The organism is Chryseobacterium sp. 'Rf worker isolate 10' (assembly GCF_050753305.1).
Classification (GTDB): Bacteria; Bacteroidota; Bacteroidia; order Flavobacteriales; family Weeksellaceae; genus Chryseobacterium.
In genome coordinates, this window is record NZ_JBOZOF010000002.1 from 527,702 (window position 1) to 553,898 (window position 26,197).

The 26,197-nt window shown below is 33.1% G+C and carries 20 protein-coding genes; 19 read left to right on the forward strand and 1 reads right to left on the reverse strand.

Annotation, left to right across the window (positions count from 1 at the left end; translation table 11 throughout):
• Positions 1-46 precede the first annotated feature (46 nt).
• From LKL37_RS12345 to LKL37_RS12430, 18 genes are all read left to right on the forward strand, one after another.
• Positions 47-619, forward strand: a complete 573-nt coding sequence (locus LKL37_RS12345) for an OmpH family outer membrane protein (RefSeq protein WP_431610875.1) — start codon at positions 47-49, stop codon at positions 617-619.
• Positions 620-761: 142 nt separating this feature from the next.
• Positions 762-1,148, forward strand: a complete 387-nt coding sequence (locus tag LKL37_RS12350) for an acyl-CoA thioesterase (protein ID WP_431610876.1) — start codon at positions 762-764, stop codon at positions 1,146-1,148.
• 85 nt (positions 1,149-1,233) lie between these two features.
• Positions 1,234-2,400: a hypothetical protein gene (locus LKL37_RS12355; RefSeq protein WP_431610877.1), complete on the forward strand. Its 1,167-nt coding sequence runs from the start codon at positions 1,234-1,236 to the stop codon at positions 2,398-2,400.
• Positions 2,401-2,418: 18 nt separating this feature from the next.
• The gene (locus LKL37_RS12360; protein WP_431610878.1) at positions 2,419-2,805 is read left to right on the forward strand and encodes a hypothetical protein; all 387 of its coding nucleotides are present in this window, start codon (positions 2,419-2,421) and stop codon (positions 2,803-2,805) included.
• Between the two features lie 308 nt (positions 2,806-3,113).
• Complete coding sequence (locus tag LKL37_RS12365) at positions 3,114-4,409, forward strand: tyrosine-type recombinase/integrase (RefSeq protein WP_431610879.1); 1,296 nt, start codon at positions 3,114-3,116, stop codon at positions 4,407-4,409.
• A gap of 303 nt (positions 4,410-4,712) precedes the next feature.
• On the forward strand, positions 4,713-6,071 hold the full coding sequence (locus LKL37_RS12370; protein WP_431610880.1) for a hypothetical protein: 1,359 nt from the start codon (positions 4,713-4,715) through the stop codon (positions 6,069-6,071).
• A 59-nt stretch (positions 6,072-6,130) separates the two neighbouring features.
• The gene (locus LKL37_RS12375; protein WP_431610881.1) at positions 6,131-6,412 is read left to right on the forward strand and encodes a helix-turn-helix domain-containing protein; all 282 of its coding nucleotides are present in this window, start codon (positions 6,131-6,133) and stop codon (positions 6,410-6,412) included.
• Positions 6,413-6,471: 59 nt separating this feature from the next.
• Positions 6,472-7,125, forward strand: coding sequence for an antA/AntB antirepressor family protein (locus LKL37_RS12380; protein ID WP_431610882.1), 654 nt, complete (start codon positions 6,472-6,474; stop codon positions 7,123-7,125).
• 205 nt (positions 7,126-7,330) lie between these two features.
• On the forward strand, positions 7,331-8,176 hold the full coding sequence (locus LKL37_RS12385) for a hypothetical protein (RefSeq protein ID WP_431610883.1): 846 nt from the start codon (positions 7,331-7,333) through the stop codon (positions 8,174-8,176).
• A gap of 1,815 nt (positions 8,177-9,991) precedes the next feature.
• The gene (locus tag LKL37_RS12390) at positions 9,992-11,176 is read left to right on the forward strand and encodes an NUMOD4 domain-containing protein (protein ID WP_431610884.1); all 1,185 of its coding nucleotides are present in this window, start codon (positions 9,992-9,994) and stop codon (positions 11,174-11,176) included.
• Between the two features lie 42 nt (positions 11,177-11,218).
• A complete protein-coding gene (locus LKL37_RS12395) occupies positions 11,219-11,989 on the forward strand; it encodes a hypothetical protein (protein WP_431610885.1) in 771 nt (256 codons plus the stop codon).
• Between the two features lie 1,419 nt (positions 11,990-13,408).
• Positions 13,409-13,882, forward strand: a complete 474-nt coding sequence (locus LKL37_RS12400; RefSeq protein WP_431610886.1) for a hypothetical protein — start codon at positions 13,409-13,411, stop codon at positions 13,880-13,882.
• Between the two features lie 29 nt (positions 13,883-13,911).
• Positions 13,912-20,517 carry an RHS repeat-associated core domain-containing protein gene (locus tag LKL37_RS12405; RefSeq protein ID WP_431610887.1) on the forward strand — a complete coding sequence of 2,202 codons (6,606 nt, stop codon included), beginning with the start codon at positions 13,912-13,914 and terminating at the stop codon, positions 20,515-20,517.
• A gap of 4 nt (positions 20,518-20,521) precedes the next feature.
• Positions 20,522-20,845 (forward strand): MafI family immunity protein, encoded by a 324-nt coding sequence (locus LKL37_RS12410; RefSeq protein WP_431610888.1) that lies wholly within the window; start codon positions 20,522-20,524, stop codon positions 20,843-20,845.
• Between the two features lie 397 nt (positions 20,846-21,242).
• On the forward strand, positions 21,243-21,689 hold the full coding sequence (locus LKL37_RS12415; RefSeq protein WP_034696824.1) for a 6-pyruvoyl trahydropterin synthase family protein: 447 nt from the start codon (positions 21,243-21,245) through the stop codon (positions 21,687-21,689).
• Between the two features lie 23 nt (positions 21,690-21,712).
• Entirely contained in the window at positions 21,713-22,483 is a 771-nt protein-coding gene (locus LKL37_RS12420; protein WP_431610889.1) for a UDP-2,3-diacylglucosamine diphosphatase, read from the forward strand.
• A gap of 193 nt (positions 22,484-22,676) precedes the next feature.
• Positions 22,677-23,669, forward strand: coding sequence for an acyl transferase (locus LKL37_RS12425; protein ID WP_431610890.1), 993 nt, complete (start codon positions 22,677-22,679; stop codon positions 23,667-23,669).
• A 105-nt stretch (positions 23,670-23,774) separates the two neighbouring features.
• On the forward strand, positions 23,775-24,320 hold the full coding sequence (locus LKL37_RS12430; protein WP_431610891.1) for a hypothetical protein: 546 nt from the start codon (positions 23,775-23,777) through the stop codon (positions 24,318-24,320).
• 266 nt (positions 24,321-24,586) lie between these two features.
• Here the strand turns inward: LKL37_RS12430 and aqpZ are convergent, their stop codons facing one another.
• The gene (gene aqpZ, locus LKL37_RS12435; RefSeq protein WP_089690627.1) at positions 24,587-25,303 is read right to left on the reverse strand and encodes an aquaporin Z; all 717 of its coding nucleotides are present in this window, start codon (positions 25,301-25,303) and stop codon (positions 24,587-24,589) included.
• A gap of 220 nt (positions 25,304-25,523) precedes the next feature.
• On the opposite strand from aqpZ, the gene LKL37_RS12440 reads away from it, so the two are divergent.
• Complete coding sequence (locus LKL37_RS12440; RefSeq protein WP_431610892.1) at positions 25,524-26,144, forward strand: DUF5715 family protein; 621 nt, start codon at positions 25,524-25,526, stop codon at positions 26,142-26,144.
• The last annotated feature ends 53 nt before the right edge of the window (positions 26,145-26,197 follow it).

A 26,197-nucleotide genomic window follows, 5' to 3' on the forward strand; every position in this document is an offset into this window, starting at 1 on the left:
ATTGAAATTTGAATTATATTTGGGGATTGAAAAAATATTATTAAAAATGAATTTAATTAAAGTACTTTTTATTACATTAGGATTAACACTTACTGCAAATATCGCAAATGCTCAACAGAAAGTTGGAAGTGTAAACACAGAGGAGGTTTTTGCAAGTTTATCTGAAGTAAAAACTATAGGAGCTACTATTGATAATCTGACTAAGAGCAAGCAGACTGAAATAGAGAAGCTGATTAATGATTATCAGACCAAGTTAAAAACTGCTCAGGATAAAGAAAAAACTTTAAGCGAAGCTAACAAAGAAGCTGTAACTAAAGAACTGATTGCAGCACAAACAGAATTACAGACATTAGGTAAGAAAATAGAGGAAACAAGAGCACAGGCTGCTAAAGATATCTCTGCTAAACAAAATGAATTGCTTAGCCCACTACAGAAGAAAGTAAGAGATGCTATTTATGCTGTGGCGAAAGAAAGAAGTCTGAACTTCGTATTTGATACAGCAACACAGGAATCTAATAACCTGCTTTATACTGATGGAAGTGAAGATATCACTGCTATTGTGAAAAGCAAATTAGGAGCTACAGCTACAACCGCTAAACCAGCTGGAAAATCTAAATAAGAATTTCAATATACCCAATATTATAGACGGAATCAGAGAACATCTGATTCCGTTTTTTTTATATCTGAACCAGATAAATTGTTTCCGCAGGACTAAGGTAGTTCTGTTTTAAAATGATAAATTTGAGTAAACTTTCAGGAGAATGAATTTAATGTACGAAAAACAGATCCAGGTAACGGAAGAACATATTGATCAGAACAATCATGTGAATAATGTACAATATGTACACTGGGTGGAAGAAGTGGCTGCAGAACACTGGGATCTTTTAAAGCATCAGACCGAATATGTAAATGATGCCTGGATGCTTCTGGATCACCACATTCGATATAAAAAACAGGTTTATCTGAATGATACCATCACAGTAAGAACCTATCCCATGACTCCTGAAGGAGCTAAACAACCTAGAAAAGTGGAATTTTACTGCAATGATGAGCTTGTAGTAGATTCAAGTACACTTTGGATCCTGTTTGATCCGGAAACCAAGAAGATCAAACGTCTTGAGAGTGACTGGTTGGAGAATTTTTTTTAAACAGGTAAATAATTAAAATCAGAGTATGGAATAGAGCTTTGGTTTTTATTTTAACTATACAATATTCAATTAAAAACTAAATAACATGAAACTCTTTTGTTCACTGGCTTTGCTGTTTATCAGTATGGCAGGCTATAGTCAGGAAAACCCTTATTGGTTTTCTGATGATATTAAAAAGAAGATGGAGGATCCTGCCCAAAGTCAATCTTGGAAAAGCCAGATGAGTGCTACCTACTATTCAATAAATGGACAATATAAATCGGCACTGGAAAGCTGGGATCTGACTTTCGGAAAAGTAAAAAAACTAAGTGAGGCAGATAGTTTGAAATTGACAAAATTAATCCCTGTCAATGCAAAAGATTATATTTTGGAAAAAGCCGGTAATGAGCAGGTTATCATTATTAATGAAGCCCATCACAACGCTAGTCACAGAGCCTTTGCCTCTTCATTGCTACAGGGATTATATGATAAAGGGTACAGATATCTTGGACTTGAAACATTAGCAAGTGATTCTTTAAATACAACAAAATTTGCTTCCCTCAACAGTGGATATTATTCTCAGGAACCGGAATTCGGTAACTTTATTTATAATGCGCTGAAAATAGGATTTAAACTTTTTCCATACGAAGCAGAAGGAAACAATAAAGAAAGAGAAATTGGCGAAGCAAAAAATATCTCCGATTATATGGAGAAAAATAAAGAAGGAAAATATATTATCTATTGCGGCTATCAACATGCTTACGAAGGAATTCATAAATCATGGGAAAAAACAATGGCTGGAAGACTTTCAGATTTAACAGGCATCAATCCATTTACTATTGATCAGACTCAGTTTTCAGAGAAAAGTAATCCTAAATATAATGAACCGCTTCTCAGAATCGTAAACAATACTTTTCCGGTTATTTTAAAAGATGAAAATCAGATGATCTATAATGGTGAAGATAAAATTCTGTATACAGATATTAAAATTGTTCATCCTGTTACAAAGTATCTCAAAGGAAGACCAGATTGGATGTTGACGAAAAGTAGAAAATTATATAAGATTCCGTCTTCTGAAATTCCTGTATATCCGGTTTTGGTGTTGGCTTATAGAAATGGAGAATTTGAGCAGAAAGGAATTCCTGCTGATATCATCGAATTGAATACTTCCAAAGACGACCGTTTCCTAATCCTGGATAAAGGAGAGTATGAGATTGTTATTAAAAATAAGGAGTATAAAGTCATTAGTAGATTTGAAAAAAAGATAAGATAGCAACTGATTGATAATGTAATGAAAAACAAATTAAGAAAGATAGTCATCGATAATAATGAATATCTGTATTCGGTTACGGATCAATTTCATTCTGAAACAGAAACCAATACTTTAACATTGAAAATTTTTCTAAGTGGCCAGAAATTGACTCCTTTGATTATTGAGTTTGTAACGGTTGAACATTATATTGTTGGACAGCCTTTAAAATCAGGAATTAAATTGATAAATAAAATAACAAATTCTGAAGATGAGGTTAATATGAATGAGCCGAAGTACATCAGACAATTTATTTTACTTGGATTAAAAAATGGATGGTCAGGAGTTAATCCAATAGCAGTTCAAGATGGACTGGACTATTTGAATCAATTAGGTTTTGAAACAGATCAATTAATTTTCAGGAAGTAATAGATATCACTTTTGAAAACCTGTGAAAAAAATATTTTAATATCGTTGTAATAGAAACAGTCTTTTCTCTATTAAGCGGTTTTGTCATATCTTTGTACTATGATACGTATTACAAAAATAAAATTTATATGATATTCTTTTTATAATGAAATATAGAATTAATGTTTGATTACTATCATTTTATAAAGATTTTTTCTAATTTCTAAATTGCATTTTATTTTATTAGATTTTATTTAAGTGTAAAAATATTGACACATATTTTGACACAATATATCAAATGAATATATTTGTTATTAAAAATAGCAAATATGGCTACTGTTAAATATTATCTTCGTTCCAAAACAAAAGACAGTATTATCCAAATACAACTTTCTGTGTCCAAAAGTCTAAAAATGCGAAATTCTACAGGGCTTATCATAAATTTTTCTGATTGGAGCGAAAAGACTTCTTTACCTAAACAAAATAATCCAGACAATAAAAATTTAGCGTCACAACTGAACGACTTAAAGAATTTTATTTTAAAACAATTTAATAATGACTTATCAACAGGAGTGATATTTGATTCATTCTGGCTGAAAAATAAAGTAAATATCTTCTTTGATAGAGTAGATATACAGGCAAATGATAATATTGTTATTAATTATATGACCCAATATAATGAGTTTAGAAAATTTGCTAAAACAAAAGTGGGTACAGATTATCAGTATATAGATTTAAAAAAAAAGTTTTCAGATTTTCAAAAGTCTCAAAAAAAGACATATACATTCTTGGAAGTAGACAAAAGGATAATGTTTGAGTTTAATAAGTGGCTCATTGAAAAAGGTAAACTTATGGAATCTACGGCACAAAGAACTTTAAGAAACCTTAAAACTATACTTTTGGATGCAAGGGATAATGGAAAGGTCATTCATCATCAGATAAATAGTTTTAGTATAGATAATATTCCAGCTATAAAGATCTTTTTAACTTTTCAGGAAATTGAACAAGTGAAAAATTTATTGATTATAGGAAAAGATTTGAGTTATGCAAGAGACTGGCTTATTATAGGATGTTATACAGGACAACGTGTTGTAGATCTGCTGGATATGAATAAATCAAAAATTTTTATCAAAACTGATTTAGACGGTAATAGTTTTAGATTTATAGAGTTAATTCAAATCAAAACTGAAAAACATGTAACCATTCCTATTCATGATGAGGTTGAGGAGATATTAAAGAAATATAATGATGATTTTCCTCCAATTTTTAGTAATAAAAATGCTAAGTCAAATACAGCTCTTTTTAACTACTACATGAAAAAGGTATGTAAATTAGCAAAAATTAATAATTTGGTTAAAGGGAAAGTATTTAATGAAGAATTAAAACGAAATGAAATTAAGGAAACTGAGAAATACAATCTGGTAAGTAGTCACATTTGCAGAAGAAGTTTTGCTACTAACTTTTATGGTGATAAAAGGTTTACTACTCCACAGATTATGGCAATTACGGGACATAGTACAGAAACAATGTTTTTATCTTATATAGGTAAGAATTCATCAGATCATGCGATGAATACGGCAAAAACCTTCAAGGAAATTAAAGATCTGGAGCAAAAAATATTGTAACTTTAATCTAAGTTCTGGCACATGATTTTGACATTGAGTAAAATAATTGACACAAGAAAGGAGTAATAAAAAATTACTCCTTTCTTCTTTAGCTGAGTCAAGGTGATAACCATTAACTATAAAGCAAATATATAAAAACACATTGTCTTATTGTAATTTTATTTATTGACAAAAAAAATCGACTTTCTAACCTTCCTTTTATGGCCTCCGAAAACTAAAATTTTATTATTCAATCTGAATAAAAATAATGCGACATACTTTGTCGCATTTGCTTTTTACATTAGCCTTCCAAAATCACAGGTTATGAAAACAATCATTTATGAAAATATAGAAGACTTCAAGGAAAATTACTTTATCGACTTTTCTATTCAGAGTGAATGTAATATGCTTCAATACCTTTCCATGCTTAAAAAAAGGTATAATAACCACATTGATGAGTGCAGAGCTTTACATGACAAAGACGATACGACAATTTTTAAAATTCTTACTCTAATTGATGATCTGGACGATTTATTACCTTATCAAAGCTATCATATTTTGAAAAATGATCTGCTGAACGACTTCAACCCTATGCAGTACAGTGATGATGATTTTATTCAGTTCCCTGAGATTTTAAATGAATGCATTGATCTGGGAAAACATTCATCGAAAGAAACCAAAATTTTATATGAAAAAATAAAAAGCCTATTCACCTTAAAAAAAGAATGGTCGGTTAAAGATGGGGCGTTTTACCAAAAGGCAGATAAATACTATGAAATTGTGAACTATCTGACCGAACAGATTGAAATTGAAAAAAATATTTTATTACGCTCACAGAATGATAATTTTTCAAAGCAAACTCAGCAACACAAAAGCATTGATATAGATATTCAGGATATTTTTAATTCAATCAGGTATTATGATGTGGGGTATTTTGAAAGAACCAAAATATTAAAAGATATTACGGATAACTATCATTCCGATTTATTACATTCTTTGCTTAAAGATTTGGAATTCTATATTTTTATCGAAAGAGAAGCCAAAGAAGCTGAATTTACCACCGATGAAGTTATACAGGCAATTCAAGAACGGCAAAATAAAAACCTCCCTATTCCCCGTATAGATATTGATCCGAAATTTCTCTTATTAACACAATCACCAAAAGAAGAAACTAAAACAATTAAAACTCATACAGAAGCTATTGAGCAGGCTGATGATGAGGTTAACACAAAGGCTGAATCTAAAAACAATAAAAAAGACATTATTTGTCCGGATCTTGAAAAACTCTTATTTCCTTATGAGTTCTTTCCACTCTATGAATTTCAGCGCATGATCGTTCAAAAGATCAAAGAAGTATCTCCGGATAAAATCTTTGAAAATGAAATTGATATTTCAGAGTTTAAAACAAGCAAAACAAAAAATATTGCTCTGCTTCATCATACGGGAATACTACAGTTTTTAAGAGATAAATTCCCACGGGTTACCGATAACCAGCTGGCAAGTTTTTTTGAACTTATCACCAAAGAACCCATTACTGCAAGAAATCAAAGCAATCAATTTACCAGTGATACAAAAGCACTGAAATTTCCTATCAAAAACAAGCAGGATAAGGAGGAACTGGATTTATTGCTCATTCGTTTCGGAATGAAAGAAGTTATTCTCAAAGTGAGTTCGGAAAAATAAATTTTTTCCGAATTTTTTCTGAACTCACTTTCGTTGCATAAAATTTTAACACCTATTTTATGACAACAATTCAATTCATCGGAACCACACCTTCCGAACTTATCCAAGACATTAAAAAGGAAATTATTCCTGAACTTAAGGCTGAACTTTGTAAAGAATTTCAGCCTAAAGAGCCTACAATCTACCTTACCCGCAATGAAGTATGTAAACTGCTTCATATTGACCTCAGCACCCTGCACCGTTGGAGAAAGGAAGGAATTTTAATTGCCTACGGATTGGGAAACCGTATCTATTTCAAAAGAAACGAAATCGAAGAATTTATTACCCAGAACAAACTTTAGCCCTAACCTCTTAAACAACAATTTCAGTAGTATTATTTGAATTATTAAAGATTATCATTATGGAAATCATCAAAATTTTAACCACAGAAAATGGTCTACAGACTGTTTCTGCAACAGACCTATATAAATTCTTGGAACCTAAAAGTCAGTTTAACCACTGGATCAAAAGGATGCTTAACTACGGATTTATCGAAGGGTTGGATTTTTGGTCATTTTTGACCGAAAACAAATTAACGTCAAAGATCACAGAAACTGACTGCAGTTCAAATTTGAATATCAAAAGAGAAAGGGGCAGGCTAAGCAAAGAATATGTTTTATCATTAGATTGTGCCAAATCTATTGCAATGGTTCAGCGATCTGAAAAAGGCAGGCAAATCAGAACCTATTTTATCGAAGCTGAAAAAGAATTTAGAGCTATTGCTACACCTCAGCAGATACAGGAGCTTTACAAACGACTGAGCATTTTAGAAAGTAAACAGATCAATTACATTGACGATTGGGCAATAGACCGATATTTAAGGGTTAATAATCTATTTTCAGAACTTTCAAAAACAGATCGTCAGCAACTCGGAAAACTCTGTACCAAAACTCACAAAGAGAAGTACAGTATGCCACCTAAAAAAGTACCTCATCCGTCTTATACCGATGGTCAGAATGTTTATCCCTACGAACTTATTAATGCTGTTTTTAAAGATTGGAAAGCAAAACAGTAAGCTTACCGCACTATCATATTTAATCAATACCTGTACTTCTAATTTAGCCTTATGCTTTTTCTCTGCAATGGTCGATTTCTTAAAATTCCGGACATTTAACCAGTTTATCTTAAACCGCCTTTTCATGAGGGCGGATTTTAAGCAGGTGCACAGAAAAGCACATTATATTTATTTTTTTGAACACCAATTATTTAGTAAACTCAAATTGGAATTCCGAAAATCGTCCAAAAATCTTGCAGAAAACGAGTTCACCTATCTAGATATATTTGTTTCCCCTCATTATCATTTCAACGATTACAAGCATAATGGAAATGATTTTTCACCTCAGCACTCAAAACAAGCCCTACAAGAAATCTTTTCTATTTTAGAGATTCAGGAAACAGAGTATCAGGAATTACAGTTAATTAATCTTGAATTCGGAGTGAACATAATTTCTCCAATAGATATAAAAAACCTCATCACAGGAATTTTATTCTATAACAGGAAAACTCAGTTTATCACATCTAAGGATTTTTCATACTATAAAATCACCGATGCCACCACTCATAAGCAGATAAAAGCTTATGCAAAGGGCTTACAATTTATAAATAATCCTGAATATAAGATCAGCCAAAATACATTCCGTTTTGAAGTCCGAAGCAAGGAAGCAAAGAATATCAGGAAATATGGTATTTACTCTGCAAAAGACTTATTTAGTGATGAGGTCTACGGAGTATTAGGGCAAAATCTATTGAAAGAATGGGAGCAATTGCTTATCGTTAACATAGAGCCTGATTTGGAGGGTTTAACTCTTGAAGAAAAGAAATACCTGCTTGAAGCAAAAGAAATTGAATTTTGGATAAGAAAAACGCAAAATGATTATCGAAATGCATATTCAAGAGAAGTGAAAAAATACTACAATAAATCACAAAACAGAAACAACCTGCACCATCAATTAAAAGTGCAGATTTTAGACAAAATTTTTAAACTTTTGAATGGTGCAGTTTCCACGAACAAAACTATGATGAATAGGGCGTTTTTAAAAACCGAGAAAATACCTCTACCCCGTTAAGTGTGGAAAGTGCACCTTTTTTTCTAATTAATTCTATAAATAATGATTGAAAAAGAAAGGATAACTCTAAAAGGATAAAGAAGAAAAAGATGTTGAAAATTGCAAAAAATCGGATTGCGATATTATTAATTAAAATATAGTTTTGTTTAAAGAATATTTAAATTCATTGGAGACTCATTTAAAGACTGTTTAAAATATATTTAAAGCCCATTTAAAAGGTCGTTTTGTAATTGCTTATTTGCTTTATTAAAAATTGATAACGCAATAGATGAGGTAAAAAAAAGGTTAATCGGTCAGAACTTATGTAGCTTCACTGCCTGAAAAGGGTTCCTTCCCAAATTTGAACACTAAAAATATATGTTAGTAATCGTTAGTGTCAGAACCTGTCAAAACCTGACATTGAAAAGGTTAAAAAACACTGAATATCAAAAATGACGGGCGAAAATATCTCTTATAGAATAACTGTTAAACAAGGTTTTTTAACAGTCTCTATGTGTATGAAAATAAAAGATATGTCTTTTATGGCGTATAGAGAAATTACTCACTCCAAGACCTGTTTTTTCCACTCAAACATGTTAAGTTTTGTTAAGTTTTAAATGCTGAAAATAAGAACCCAAAAACCTAAGAAAAAACCAGATTATCCCAGTACTTTTTCTATTTTCTTTTGCATGAAATCGGACGAATCGGACACGGTATAAGGAACCATTTTCCAGAACAAAACCGAACGAACCGAACACGCTAAAGGGAGCAGTTTTTTTTCAAAATACAACGTATGCAAAAAGAATCAAATTTGCATTGAGAAAGGTTGAAAAAGTTGACAGAATATCTATCTAAGCACACCTGTGTTTTTAGAGTCCATACTCACGCAGGAAAATAACAAAATGTGGCTCACTGTGAACCGCAAACTGAACCACAAAAAAAACTTCACAAGTGAAACTTTGATAAAGCTTCTGGAACTTTACTTGAAATTCGGTAAAGTTCAGTAAAATTAAAAACAGCCAAGTTTTCTTACTCAGAAAAAGTTATTTTTTCAAGATTGTTTTTCTTACACACAAAAAAACAGTCCTAATCACTGAGAATTTAAAATCATGTAGAGAAAACATTAAGAAAACAGTCGTTGTAAATCAATGGGAAAACTACGGGACACGACTTTATAAATGATCCATACCGATGAAAGAACCGCACAAGATTATCTTAGAACCTAAGAAAAAGCTTAAAATATCTCTAAATTTTGCGAATGGGGCGTTATTTTTGATTTAAAATATAAAAATCACCCAAACCCTTGTTTATAAAAAGAAAGTGGCTAGAATCGCGTTTAAAATAACTACTAGAAAACTACCATTTATTACAGTTTAACTACCGTTTTATGGCTGAAAAACTACTGGAATAAATATTTTAATTACCATACAATGATGATTTACCTTGCAAAAACTAAAGTTCTGTTTATCTTTGAAATGGATTTATTTCCAACTAACTTTAGTATGAATAATTACTGAGGACTCTATGGTCTTCGGTAATTTTTTTGTTCCAAAGTTCCTTAATAATTTAGGTTCACTATAAATCATAAAATAACCTAAAAATAATACCTCAACCGAATTTATCCCTATCTCTTCACGCATGTAGAAAATAAAAAATTAAGATCTTTTTATTCGTGTATTTTCACCTATGCCATATAATAAACTAAACAACCAAGATATATTGAAGTTTTAAACATTCTAAAAATTGTGTTATTTATAGAGCATAATTTTTTCTTTTTCACTATTTTTATTTTCCATCAATAAATGGTAATGTGTACTGATAAGAAATTTTCGATATATGAAACTGCCTCCAGAATTAGAAGACCTATATGTAAAAGAAGTTCTCTATAATTATTCCTTAGAAAACCTTCCTGAAGAACAATGGAAGCCGATTGAAGGTTTTGAGAATTATGAAATATCCAATTACGGAAGGGTAAAGAGTTTAAGTCGCCTTTCTCATATATCATTAGGAATAGAACATTGGGTTTCCGAAAGAATCCGTAAGTTGCTTTTTACCAGACAGTATAATAAATATCTTAAAGAGTATGTTTATAATGTTCACTGTGGGTTATCTTTGGAAGGAGTTAAATATACAAGATCTGTTGCTCGTTTGGTATATTATCATTTTGTTGAAAAGTTTGATACCGAGGATCGATCATTTATGATTTGTTATAAAGATAATAACGTATTTAATAAGCATAGCAGTAATTTAGAGAAAGTTTCAGTCACAGAGAAACGTCTTGCTACCTTTCGCAAAGATCGATCAAGAAACGTGCATGTTGATTACATGAAGCCTGTTAGTCAATATACTGTAGACGGGGAATTTATTGCTAGTTTTGAAAGTATGTATGCAGTGGAAAAAAAATTGGGTATTGCTTGCGAAAGTATTATGGACGTTATAAATAAAAACAACTTAACGTCAGGAACATTTCGATGGTTTTTGCGTGATAATCCGCCAAAAAAAGAGGATTTTTATATGGTCAAAACTTCAGATATCTCAAATGGTTTACTTAATAGATATCTTTGGGAGAAGCTTGGTAAGCCCAAAATTGATAAAAAGAATCCACCTCCTTGTTTTAATTTGTCAGTTAAAGATATTCTTGAGGAGTACTGGGTTCCAGTTCCAATTTCTGGTTTTGAATCTCGATTTGTCATATCTAATAAAGGTAGGGTAAAACGGTTAAGTGGTTGGATTTCAAAGGGACGAATTATGTTTTTACAGGAAAAAATATTATCCCAAAGACTTATTATTAACAGTGAAAAAACGTATTCTCTATCATGTACATTAAGTAATGAAGGAAAATATGTTCGGGTTGTAATGAGTAAACTGCTCTATTGTTGTTTTGTGGAAAAATTTGATTTATCAGACAGAAATTTGATGGTGGTCAATGAAAGTGATCCTTTATGGGATATTGATATTTCAAAATTATCATTGCATCCGGCTAATTATGTACTGAAGGAAAAATATAAAATTGAGGATTAAAATCTTCATTAATAATAATCTCAAAAAACTATATATGGAACTATGACAAACTCTGATAAACAACGAGAAGAAGAAGAATATATTTTTAAAAAATTTGCCGAGTCTTATAAGGATTTACCAGCAGGTAATGCTGACTTCAAGGACAAACCAGATGTAATTTATACTACAGAAAATGGAGAAATTATCGGTATAGAAATAACAGAAAGTATTTACAGTAGTAAACTTAAATCCCACTCAGTTTCCTTTGTGAATTTTAATAATGATGTTTTAAGAAGTATTGAAAATGAATTTAAATTTACTTTTATTTTAGATATTGAAATAGATAATAATTATCCAATAAAATTAAAATTTCGTCAATCTATTATCAATGAAATAAAACGAATATGTGTTGAAGAATTTTCTGATTTATTACCACTACAAGAGAAAAAAATTGAAAATTTTGGAAATGAAATAAGTAATTATGACAATGAAACACAAGAGTTAATAATTAAAATCGGGTTTCGAAATTTACCCAATAGTATTTCAAGTATTACAATGAAAAGAGTTGATAATATGAATAAATCGTATTGCTTTGAAATTAATATTGGGGAAGTGCCTGAATTTACTGATAAAATGTTAACAGACATTCTAGAGAAAAAACATAAAAGTCTTTTAGATTTTAAACAGTGTGATAAAAATTGGTTACTTATTTCTGAAGCAATGGATTTTTTTAGTTATTTCAGTGAGATAAATATTACTAATAATATTGAAACAAATTTTGATAAAATATTTATTTATAGAGGATTTAGTTCAGAAATAATTGTAATCAAATAGTTAATTATAAATTAAACCATTAAAAATCAATTAAATATAGGGCTTTGTGGGCATTTTGCCTCATTTTTGGTTTGAAGCCATTTTCTTTAAACGGTAGAAAATTCAGCAGATCCGTTGCTTAATGACAGAAGCCTTGTTATTAAATAATCTAAATGAGACTAAATGGAATATAGACATTTCAAAACTCTCATTTAATCCTATCTATCATTGGCTCATCTAAACAAAAAAGATTATTAAAGGGTATATAACCCGTTAAACATAGTTATATTTCAAAAAATAATTATTTATCTTTAAATGCATTTATAATCTCAACTAATCATTCATTTTCAATATTACCGTAATTCATTTTACGGTAATATTTTGTTTTTAAGTTGTTTAAAATTTTAGGTTTTCGAAAATTATTTAAAATGATCTAAAATTGATACCTCAACCAAGTTTATCCCTAACGCTTCGCACGTATAGGAAATAAAAATCATAATTGAATATTCCCCCATCTAATGCACACGCAAGAAATAGTAATAAACATTTATCATCCGAATTTTTATATTTCCTCAATTCTGAGCATTTTATATTTTCTGATATTTCCCCATTACAAATGTTTTTACGGGGTTTCTTCATGTCTCTACGTGCATGAGACATTTTATTGATCACAATACCATTTTACGGTTTCCCTCACTGATGGTTGAAAAAATATTTATATCTTAGTGGCAGATTTTAACGAAAAAAAATATAAAGCATTAGCTTTCTTGTCTTGGTAAAACTGGTAATTTTAAGAGAAACAAGAATAGGCAATGCTCACGTATGGCGTGGGTTTGTTTATTTGTTTCTCAGGTATACCAGTACCTCCAAGGCAATAGACATGGCTTCACGCCTTTTTCTATTGTATCAAGTTCTCTAATTCTCATATTTTTCTCTGTCCTTTATCAAATTTTAATAATATGTAATATAATACGACACGTTCTGTCGCTATGAAGTGGTAGCTTTGTTATTAGAAAGAAACCATTACAAAACCACCAATTTAAAATGAAAAAATATGAAACTACTTTTAGCATCGAGATGTAAAATACCGTGATTTTACGGATTGTTTAAAAAACAGACAGTAACTAAGTTCGCTGCCAGAAAAACAATAACAAATGAGAGAAAAGAAACTATGTCTTCCAACTTAATTTCTTGTATGCACTGTATAAGGAATTTTCCTTATTTCTTTTGTGTAGGGCTTTAAAGCCTAAGGTCTTTGTGACTAATTAAATCCTGATTTTTTTAATCAGGCTATATCACTATTTTTAAAAATAAGCCAATATGAAAGTATTCTATTTATCAGGATAACTCTGTTCTGTCGTACAAAATCGTATTAATAAATCCGGTATAGCCTTTACTGAGATTAAATTTATTTTAAACAAAAAACAAAATTTCAAAACAATGAAAAAAAATTACTTAAGTGCAATATTTTTATGCACTACGTTGAGTACACTCAGTGCTCAACAAACAGAAGTCTACTTCAAGTATGATGAAGCAGGCAGTCAACGCTATAGAGGTCCTGAAGATGATCCCAAGGAAAAAACAGAAGCCCTATCAAAAACTATTTCAAAAAAATCATCAATAGCACAGACTCCGGTCATGGATGAAGAAACATTCTGGAAACAGATTCGTGTGTATCCGGTTCCGGTTAATGATTACCTTACTATAGACTGGAGTGAGGAAACAGACAAGCTTATAGAGTCTGTTTCTCTGTATCAACACAGTACTGTACATTGGAAATTCCAGCAGCAAAACTTACCAGACCTCAACAGGCAACTAAAGATCAATATGACAGGTTATGACTGGGGTGTATACGTGCTGCGTTTTACTCTTAAAGACGGACGAGTTTTCAGTAAAAACATCACTAAAAGGTAATCGTTATGAAAAATTACAATCACAAAAAAATGCAATTATTTTCATCGCTCGTATTATCCTTTATCTCAATCTTGGGTTTCTCTCAAACAGTAACTCCACAGAAATTTCATGATACCAAAGGAAATATAGATGTTACAGGGGCAGGGCAGCTTCAATATACACTCACTATAGATCTTCCTCCGGGAATTAGAAATACAGCTCCTGCAATCAATCTTGTTTACGTAAGTGGTGCAGGGAACGGACTTGCCGGGTATGGCTGGAATATTTCAGGGATAAGCTCCATTTCAAGAGTAGGTAAAAATCTTGAAAAAGACGGTATTACCAAAGGCGTGCAGCTGGATTATTCAGATTTTTACAGTTTTAACGGGCAAAGGTTAATTTTAAAATCTGGGGAATATGGCAAGGATGGAGCAGAATATGTAACGGAGAAGTACTCCAACATAAGAATTAAATCAATAGGAAGCATTGTTGGGCAAAGCTGGCAGGGTCCGGAATATTGGGAAGTGACATCACCTGACGGTTCTCAGATATGGTATGGAGCCGCATTGTCTGGAAACAGCTCTGCAAGGACTCCCATTGACTATAATATTGTTAAGTCAAAAGATACTGACGGAAATTATATTACCTACAATTATATTTCAGAAGGTAATGTTTCTGTCATCAGTAGTATCCAGTGGGGAGGAAATGAAAGCAAAGGAACGCAGCATATGAATAAAATTGATTTTAATTTTATCACAAGACCTATGGTTGAGACGGCTTATATTAAGGGAACTCTGTTTTCTCAATCTAAGCTCCTTGAATCGGTTGTTATTTCTACTAATGGTAAGCAGTATAAAAAGTATACTATTTCCTATAAAAAAGACACTCAGGGAACTTTATACCGCTATCTGGATAAAATTACCACTGTAAATAGTAATAATGAGGAAGCCAACCCGGTTATTTTTACCTATGAAAAGTCGGGAGAAGCGAATTCTATACCCTCAACTGTAAGTACTGCATTAAAACCGAATAGTAATAATGATGTTGTAGGAGATTTTGATGGTGATGGTAACCTTGATTTATTAAGGTATCATTCTCAGGTTTCTTCCAGAATACCGCAACCGGGAGTATACCTTTACAAGAATTTTTATTCGATTACTTACAATACTGAGAATCCTGTTTTTATAAACAGTACTTTGCAAGGCTTGAAAGATTTTATACCTGTAAATTTTAAAAAGGTTAATCTAATCCACAATAAGCAAGGTATTGTCGGGTTTAAAAAAATCACAATTGCCGGTACCACAAAAAAAGACTTACAACTTTCATTTTACAGTTTTTCAGGTGATAATCTGGTTTTAGATTTTACAAAAACAATTCCGGGGGTAGATTATGATAACACAACAGGAAATTTCAATAATGGAATAGTGACTACTGTTATGGGAATTAATAGTGTTGATTTCAATGGAGATGGGCTCAATGAGCTTGTATTATTGCTCAGTGACAAGGAGTGTTATCCGGAAGTCACGACTCCCGAGTCAAGACCACCCCTTACTTGTACCACCTCTATGCGGTATTATGTTATTGACCCTGATGAGTCTATTCAGGGAAATGGATGGTATTATCCCTTGGAACTTTATCCTAATTATGATCAGATCGATAAAAATGTCTTTACGCTGTACAAAGGAGGTGATTTTGACGGAGATGGAGTGTTTGATTTTCTGAAATTAAGTCAGGATCAAAAACCTGTACTGATCACTTTTAAGAAAAATACACAGGGACAATACGAGTCTTTCATAGCTCCGTTTAATCCAGCTAATACTGAAATCTTACCGGGCATTTGGGAAAAAGCTGTTGTAGGTGACCTTAACGGGGACGGGCTGAGTGATATGATGATGCCCGAAACTACCACCTCGGAATATTGGAACAGGTATATTTCAAAAGGGAACGGCTTCATTAAGGAAAGAGTACTTTTTAAAAAGCCTACAGAAAGAGAGCTTGAGCAGCATGGTGCATATTTTAGAATTCATAATCCCCATACTTTTTTTGCTTATGATATTAACAATGATGGAAAAGCCGAAGTTTTGGCTCTTCAATCGATTAGGAATTATAGCTTATCCGATGTACAGGATAACAATAATGCAGCAAAGTATGTCACCTCTATTGAGATACAAACAGCCATTTATTCTACTAGTAGTGGTTACGGTACCATGGAAAGTCAACTTTCTCAGGGGGTTTATCTTTCTAATATCAATACATATACACTCTATCTTGATAGTAACGGTATTAATGCAGAAGTAGGCATTAATTCCAGAGACCTTATGGGTTTACCAGTTGATCAGTGGACTGGAGCGATGCTAAAGAAGGCTGCTATGGGTTCAGCTGTGGGCTATGGTAGTGACATTGGAGACTTGCAACACCTTGTATCCCATGAATATTATGATATCGCAAAAGCAGGCAGAATTAAAAGCATATCACAGGGAGGAATTATTACAGACATTACTTATAAGCAGCTGGACAAAGTTAAAAATCCGGGTTTATATGACGGCGTTTCAACGTTAAGCTATCCTTACGTTGAAATTAATCAGTCGACAGGAATGTATGTTGTTGCTCAATTGTCTCAAAGTACAAATTCGGATAAAAAGTTAAAACAGGATTTCAGATACAGAGGGCTAACATCTAATATCCTTGGAAAAGGACTTGTAGGATTCAGAAAAACAGCCCGCAGTTCATGGTATGCTGAAGGATTTGAAAACACAAAGATTTGGACAGGAGTAGAGACCGATCCTCTAAACGATGGAATTCCGGTTAAGGAATGGTCATTAAGAACTAATGTTGAAGATCAGATATTCCCCGCAGATGTTTCTGAAAATAACAATCAGTTATTAAGCTACAAGGCAACGACCTATCAGATAGACAAGCTGTTAAACGCTCAAGTAGTAACAAGTGTTGCCGATGCAGATAAAGCCAAAATGGTAACAGCTATTGTTCCTAGAACAAGCAAAGGAAAAGATTTTTTAACTGGTGTTACTGCTGAAAGTACTATTACTTATGGACAATATTATCTTCCGGCACAAAGTGTATCAAAGATCAATAATACCTTTGCCGAATCTACTAAAAAAATAACCTATACTCATAATCCTTCCGGACAGGGAAAAGATTATTTTATAGGACGTATTGCGGCTAATGTAGATGAGAAAAAAGCCTATTCGGATACCCAGAAAATGGCTGAATACTATACCTATGAAAATAACAGGCTAAAAACAACTACCACAATTCCGGGGATTGATATTGACAGGGCTATCGTAGATGAGTTCACCTATGATGGATTTGGAAATATTACTCAAAAACTTACCCGGTCAGCTTACGACATGACTAATCGTACTGATAAAAGCGAGTATGATACAACTGGGAGGTTTATGATTAAGAAAACAGACAACCTGGGGTTAGTAACTGGAATTATCTATAATGATTGGGGAGGGGTACTTTCCCAAACTGATCCGCTGGGAAATATCCTTACCTATACCTATGATACTTGGGGCAAGCTTCAGTCCTCAATATCCAATATAGGAGGTGAAACTACCTATAACTATGAAAAGGATAGTAATGGAAATGTAACGGTTACCAAAAATGATTCTGACGGAAATATATTAAAGTCTTTCACTAATAAGTTAGGACAAGAATATAAAACTACTACAAAGGCTTTTACGCAGGGACAGTATATCTCCAAAGAAACCCAGTATGATATTCTGGGAAGAAAGATTAAAGAGTCTGAACCTTACTTTGATGGGCAGGGAGCTAGTAAATGGAATACCATTATATATGATGATAATGTATTTCCTACTAAAGTAACCGCTACTTCATTTACAGGCAAACAGACTGAAACTTCTATTTCAGGGTTTACAACAACTGTAAAAGAAAGTAATACTGCGGATTACGGAAGAACAACCACCAAAACAACAGATGCTTTAGGGAATATTATTTCTTCCACTGATAAAGGGGGGACAATTCAATTTACCTATAATGCAACAGGAGAGCAAGTTCAGGCTAAATATGCTGAAAATATAGTGACTACAAAATATGATGTATGGGGAAGGAAATCTGAATTTAATGATCCTTCTAATGGAGTGTATAAATATGAATATGATGGATTAGGACTTTCTAAAAAAGTGACAAGCCCAAAAGGAACTAAAGAATACACTTATAATAATCTTGGACAGCTAGTTTCTCAAAAAGAGCTTTCCACAAATGACGGAGGAGCAGCCACCAATAAAGATATTTCTTTCAGTTATGATGGTAACGGGCTTATTATTAAAAAATCCGGTACTGTTAATGGTGGAGCTTTCAGTACTGAATATGTTTATGATCCTCAGGGAAGAATTACCTCATCTATAGAAAACAGTAATGGGAAGACTTTCGCACAGAAAGGGATCACGTATGATGAAAAAGGAAGATTGAGTTCTTATGTAAAACAATTATCCTCTTCAGGGCTTATCACTCAAGCACAGATAAAGAATGTATACAGTGATTGGAGCGGAGACCTTTATCAGATAAAAGATCAAAACTCAGACAAGGTTCTCTGGGATCTTTTGGAAACTAATGCAAGAGGACAAGTGCTTGAATCCAGATTAGGTTCTGCCAGTATTATTAATACTTATAATGATGCCACAGGTATGCTGTCAGAAATTAAGCATAGCTCCTCACAGCAGTCATCTATTCTGAATATTCAGTATGGCTTCAATGCTATCCGAAATGAATTGAAATCCCGAAAAACATTCGGAGATTTTAATATCATTGAATCCTTTAATTATGACGATAATAACAGGCTTTTGAACTGGGCAAATCCTGTAACGGGTCAGCTCTCTAAAAATGAGTATGATGAAAAAGGTAGAATCAAACAAAATGATGAGGTTGGAGAGATAAAATTTGATAATTCAGCAAAAGTTTATCAACCTACGGGAATGAGCCTTAATAATAACGGAGTACAGAATTATACAGGTGATCTTATCCAGACTGTTGTTTATAATGAGAATAATGATCCGGTAAAGATTCAAGGAGAAAAGGCTCATATTAATTTTGGGTATGGACTAGGCAGTATGAGACAAAGGGTTGATATTGCAGAACAGATCGGAAGTGGAGAAGAGCCTCAATGGCAGAATCGTTTCAGTAAGTTCTATAATGAAGATGGTAGCTTTGAAGTGGTAAAAGATCAAATGACCAATCAGGAAAAGCATATTCTGTACATCGAAGGTACTCCGTATGAGAGTAATATTGTATATTTGAAAAACTTTGATGAGAAAGACGGTGCTTATAGGTTTTTACACAAAGACTATTTAGGAAGTATTCTGGCAATTACGGATCAAGATGGTAAAAGACTGGAACAACGACACTATGATGCGTGGGGAAATCTTACTTATCTTAAGATAGGTGATGAGGCTATTCTAACTGATAAATCACTTATTTCAAGTGCTTCACTGCTTATTGACCGTGGTTATACAGGACATGAGCATTTTATGAAAGTGGGTGTTATCCACATGAACGGCAGATTATACGATCCGCTTTTAAGAAGGTTCTTAAATGCTGATGAAAATATACAAGATCCTACCAATACCCAAAATTATAACAAGTATGGGTATGTGATGAATAATCCACTGATGTATAATGACCCTGATGGTGAATTCTGGATGTGGTTTGCAGGGGCTTTAGTTGGAGGGTATTTAAATGGTGTAGCTGCCAATAATGGCAACTGGAATCCTGTAAAATGGGACTGGCAGAAATCTTGGAGTGCCGTATTAGGCGGAGCCATAGGCGGAGCGGCTATCTCAGGAACACTTGGGAATATTGCAAGTAACCCCGGAGCCATTAAGTTTGTACTGCCGGGTATTGTATCAGGAGGACTAAACTCTGCTTTTACAGGGGTTAATTTCTTGGGCGGTGCTGTTGCTGGGCTATCTTATACAGCTAACATAATGGGTAATAGTATAACGTCTACAGACGGAATTAGTAGTGGATACAGATATATTATTTCCCCAGAGGAAGTTTATAATAGTTGGGAGGAAGATGGACCTGGTGATCGAATTACGAAAATAAGAGGTAGAAGATATTATGCTGATAGAAGAAATATTCCCGCAGAGATTGGTAATAAGATTAATGCTTTACTGGGAGGAGATTCAGATTATTTTGTAGAACATCAAGCTTACAATCCTACTGAAGAACGTATGATGAACGAATATGTGAATACAGCAGCTGGTACATTAGCAGGTGGAGCTGTAGGAAAAGTTGTAAGTAGGGGAATAGGAACTTTAAGTGCTAGAGGGCAATATATTAATTTAGCAAGTTCAGGAAGAACTGCACATATTATAGCCGGAGATGCAACTGGTGGAGGACATGCTTGGTTTGGGAGCTTAAAAAGTTTTACTAATGGGATAACTCGTGCTAAAAGTATGTTCCCTGTTACATGGAGTAATTCTAAAATTATGCATGCAGTATCTAATGTTGCAATAAACAACCAATGGGTACAACAAACAGGTAGGGCTGGAGCTGCGCTTACAAGAAGTGGCCATCCAGTAAGGTTTGTTGTTGAAGGGATTTATGAAGGTACAAAAATTAGAGTAATAACGACACATACAGAAATTATAACAGCTTTTACAATAAGATAATAATATGAATAAACTTAATGACACTTTAAATAGGTTAATTGAAATTTCTAAAGTTTTAGGGTTAAATGATATAGATTTAAATAGTGCTAGAGAATATGTAGTGCATAATGAATATGGTTTAAGTTTTGATACTTTAATAACACAGTTGTATGAATATGACATTGAAATCAATATTGAATTTTATGAATTATTAGTGCAAATTGGGAAAATGTTAAACTTAGATGAGAATTCCTATTCTTTTATGAAAGAATTAATAAGAGATGAGAAAACTATTCCTAAGACTGTAAAAGATGAATTATCAATAATTATGGCAAGCTTAAAAAAATAGAATTATTCAGAATGATAATTTTGAAACAAGATTTGAAAATACCGAAATATTTATACTAGCTATTAGTAATTAATAATATACGTATGATGTTTACTTAAATAATCAAAGCAAAAGTAGGGAATTCCCTACTTTTGCTCTTTTAAAGAATGATACTCTTGGGAAGTAGGACTGGTAGAAGTCATGAAAATTTTACGGATTAAATACAACTTTTTACTCACTCCTTTTTAGTAGATAGTTTCTTTGAATAATGAAAGAATTTCATTTCTTCCTCTTTTTATCTTAAATTTGGCAATTGATTAGATACTTTTTTATTTTGTTGACACATATTTTGACACTTTTAAAATAGATTAAAATACAACTAAATGAAAATCAGTAATTTAAAATTAAATCATTTAATATGATACGTATTACAAAAATTTTTACATTCGAAACCGCTCACGTGCTTTACAACTACGATGGGAAATGTAAAAATATGCATGGACATTCCTATAAACTGTTTGTAACAGTGAAAGGAAAACCGATCAATGATATTGAAAATCCTAAAAATGGAATGGTGGTAGATTTCGGAGATATTAAAAGTATCGTAAAATCTGAAATTGTAGATGTATGGGACCATGCGGTTCTTGTAAATGCCTTGTCTCCGCACAAAGAATTGGGAGATGATCTTGAACAGAAAGGGCATAAAGTAATCTATTGCAGCTTCCAGCCTACCTGTGAAAACATGTTGTATGCCATTGCTGCTAAAGTAAAATCAAGACTTCCGGAAGGCATTTCTTTGGCTTATCTTAAACTTCATGAGACAGAAAACTCTTATGGAGAATGGTTTGCAGAAGATAATCAATAATTTTACCCCACAAAACTCAGAAGGTGTTAAAAACAACAATTAATTTAGAACCTGGGAAAAAAGTATATTTCGCTTCAGATCAGCATTTTGGCGCCCCTACACCCGGTGAAAGCAAAGTGCGCGAAGAGAAATTTATACGCTGGATGAATGAGATCAAAGAAGATGCCCAGGTTTTGTTTTTAATGGGAGATCTTTTTGACTTCTGGCATGAATGGAAGCATGTGGTTCCCAAAGGATACGTTCGGGTACTCGGAAAAATAGCAGAGCTTAAAGACAGGGGAATTCATATCTATTTCTTTGTAGGGAATCATGATCTTTGGATGAAAGATTATCTGGAAGAAGAGATAGGATGTACTGTTTTTTATCAGAAACAATATTTCGAAATGGGAGGGAAGCAGTTTTTGCTAGCCCATGGAGATGGTTTGGGGCCTGGTGATAAGGGATATAAAAGAATGAAAAAATTATTCACAAATCCTATTGCCCAATGGTTTTTCAAATGGCTTCACCCGGATATTGCAATGAAAGTTGCATTGTACCTTTCCCAAAAAAATAAAATGATCTCCGGAGAAGAAGACAAAGCTTTTCTGGGAGAAGATAAAGAATTCCTGATTATTTATTCCAAAGAAAAACTGAAGACTCAGAAGATAGACTATTTTATCTATGGGCACAGGCATCTGCCAATGGTGCTGGATCTGGAACAGAATGCAAAATATATCAACCTGGGAGACTGGATTTCCTATTTCACTTACGGGGTCTTTGAGAAGGATTTTGAACTGAAGACTTTTGAAAAATAAAGCAAAAAAAATTACCCCTAAAAAGAGGTAACCTTCGAACAGGCCGAAACCCACTCTTGTTTTTAATCCATATTCCATTTAGGTAATTGCAAGAAGTCTACCAAAATAGAATTTTCGGATTAAAAAATTATTAAATAATACTATTTTATCTCTATAATTGCCTTGTAGCGGGGAATTAAGAAATTCAAAAATTATGGAATTGAAAAATATATTCAACATACAGACTGAGCAGGATTTCCTGAATGCATCATTGAAAACATTTCGTTATCAATATGAGAATGTTGATATATACAGGAAATTTGTTGACTTTCTGAAAGTGAATCCTGATGAGGTAGACAGCTTGATGAAAATTCCCTTTCTGCCTATTGAAATGTTTAAAAATCATCAGATTCTGGATAAAAATGTGGCAGCAGATCTGTTTTTTCAAAGCTCAGGCACAACTCAGATGAATCTTTCAAAGCATTTCATTGCAGATCCAAAGCTGTACGAAGAAAGTATTTATAAAAGCTTTGAGCAGTTTATCGGAAAGCCGGAAGATTTTATTTTTCTGGGTTTGCTTCCAAGCTATCTGGAAAAGCAGAATTCATCACTGATCTACATGGTAGATTATCTGATGAAAAAATCTGCCAAGCCTGAAAACGGATATTTCCTTTACAACCATTCTGAACTTTTTGAATTATTGAATAAACTTCAGGGTAAAAAAGTGATTCTTTTCGGAGTTTCCTTTGCCTTATTAGATTTTCTGGATTACTGTCATGCTGAGCAAACCAAAGAATCCCTCAATTTTCCTGAAAATTTAATAGTAATCGAAACAGGAGGAATGAAAGGAAGAAAAGAAGAAATGACCAAAGATGAATTGCTTAAAATCTTACAGGAAGGTCTGAAAACAGAGAAAATCTATTCGGAATACTCTATGACAGAGCTTCTTTCACAGGCTTATTCTCTTGGAAATAATGAATACGAATGTCCCAACTGGATGAGAATCATGGTTCGTAATGCAGAAGATCCTTTAGCTTATGAAAAAGAAGGAAGAACAGGTGCTATTAATATCATTGACCTTGCCAATACCCACTCATGTTCATTTATTGCAACCCAGGATTTGGGGAAAATAGTTGGCGATAAATTTCAGGTGCTGGGTAGAATAGACCATTCCGATATTAGAGGATGCAGCCTGCTGGTAAGTTAGAGAGCTTAATTTGAAGGGTGAATTGTAAATAGGCAATTCGCTTCGCTTATTAATTTTGTATTCCGACGTTATCATAAATACATTTTACATTGTAGAATTATATTCATGCTCAAAATAGAAGAACTTATACATGCCTACATTCATTCACACTGCGATTTTGAAAAAGAAATCGTACTGACGAATTATTTTCAGGCAGATTGGGAGGCAGATATTCTGATCATTAATTCAGAAGGTGAAAGCCATGAAATTGAGATCAAATTTTCAAAAAGTGATTTTAAAAATGATTTCAAAAAATCTTACCTCAATAAAGATACAGGAGAGAAATTTCTGAAACACGATAAAATTTCCTGTGGAGATTACATTTGCAATTCTTTTAGTTTTTTGTTGCCAATGGGAATGGTAGATGCGGCACTTATTCCAGAACATTGTGGAATCATCGAATTTTATCATAATGCAGACACTTGGGAAACAGAATTTTATCTGATCCGTCCACCCCAAAAACTTCATGAAGATTCTTACTGGAAACTGAATGATAAAGATCTTTTTATCAGAAAAATGGCCCTCAACCTTCTTCAGCGCAAAATGGAAATCAAAGGAAAACATGAAGAACTCATCTTTAAAAATCCTTTTGAAATCAAAAAGATAAAGTAAAGAAGTTCTTTTTAACGCAAAGTTTAATTTCTTGTTTTATCGACTTTAAGGATGCAATGATAGAATCAATGAAATTGATTTTCACTAAACTAACGTATTATTAGCTTCATCCACGACGTAGTTGTAACCACTTTGCTCCCTTCAATAAAAACTCACCTTTATAAAAATTTTGCGTCTACGAAGAATTCCAAACAATTTATTCAAAAATCGAAAAATAAAAAATCCTGCCGCCTGACAGGATTTTATATTTGTATGCTATTCTAAAATTAATCTGCGATTTCTGCAGTATCTCTCTGAAGTAAGAACTTGTAGATTAATCCTCCTACAACTCCTCCTAAAATTGGAGCTACCCAGAACAGCCAAAGCTGTGACATTGCTGTTCCACCCACGAAAACCGCCTGAGAAAGTGATCTTGCAGGGTTTACAGAAGTGTTTGTGATAGGAATAGAGATCAGGTGGATTAACGTAAGAGCAAGACCAATAGCAAGACCTGCAAATTTACCGTTCGCCCATTTATCCGTTGCTCCCATGATTACGATAAGGAAGAAAGCTGTTAATAAAAACTCAGCAAGGAACGCTGCCCCCATACTGAATGCTTTTCCGTTATAGACGGCTTCTCCGTAAAAGTTCGTGGCAAAATCTCCGGGTTTTGAGAATTCTACCGCTCCCGCTCCGTTAAGGATCGTATACAGACATCCTGCTGCTACAATTGCTCCCAGACACTGAGCTACAATGTAAGGAATAAGGTCTTTTGCAGGAAATCTTCCCCCTGCTAAAAGTCCGAAAGAAACAGCGGGGTTAAAGTGACCTCCGGAAATGTGTCCTACAGCATAAGCCATAGTAAGAACAGTAAGACCGAAGGCTAAGGCAACTCCTAAAAGTCCGATGCCGATATCTGGAACACCAGCTGCGAAAACAGCGCTTCCACACCCTCCGAAAACAAGCCAAAATGTGCCGAAAAATTCAGCGAAAAGTTTTTTTATCATGTTGTTTATTATTTAAATGTATCTCAAATGTAAAATTTAAATCTTAAAGTAAAAAGTAAAAACTGAAAAAATATTTCGAAAAAGTGTGAACAATAATTGTAAAATCTATAATTTGGTGTAAAGTTTGTTTGGGATTTATTTATAGAGTATTATAGTCGGTTTTGAAAGATCTAACATAAATGTTTTATCTTTCATTTGTAATTTAAAAGGATGGTGAATGAGAAAGTATTTTTGTGTGGTCTTTGTACCTTTTATTTATAGTTTACATTATTCGCAGGCGGCAAAAAAATCTTTTCCCTGTTATGATCTTTCTACTGTATTGAAGGTTGAGGCTACACCGCTTTACAAACCTCACCTTGATGCTTCCAAAAGTTTCGGGATACAGCTGCTGAAAGATTCCAAAACCGTACAGAAGTATATCAGCAACGGGAAACTCCACAAAATTAAAAAATCAGGAAAAGGATATCAGGTTCAGAGGCTTGATTACAGCAGGGCCTATATGGTATCCAAGGCAAAAACAACCCTTGAGAAAATAGCTTCCAAATTCAGTAAAGATACAAAAGGGGGTACATTCACCGTTTCATCCATTACCCGTACCCTTGAAGACCAATGCAGGCTTAGGAGAGTAAATTCTAATGCATCATTAGGGATTAGCTCTCACAACTATGGTAATTCTTTTGATATTTCTTATGTAAGATTCAACAACGTCCTGAAGTATAATCCGAAGATGGAAATGGCGCTGGAGAAAGTTTTAAAGCATTATCAGAATGCTGGTAGAATATATTACATTAAAGAAAGACAACAGAGCTGTTATCATATTACAGTGAAAAATTATTAATTAAAAATCTTTCTTGCATAGCATGTTTAGTTTATATATTTTTATACAACTAA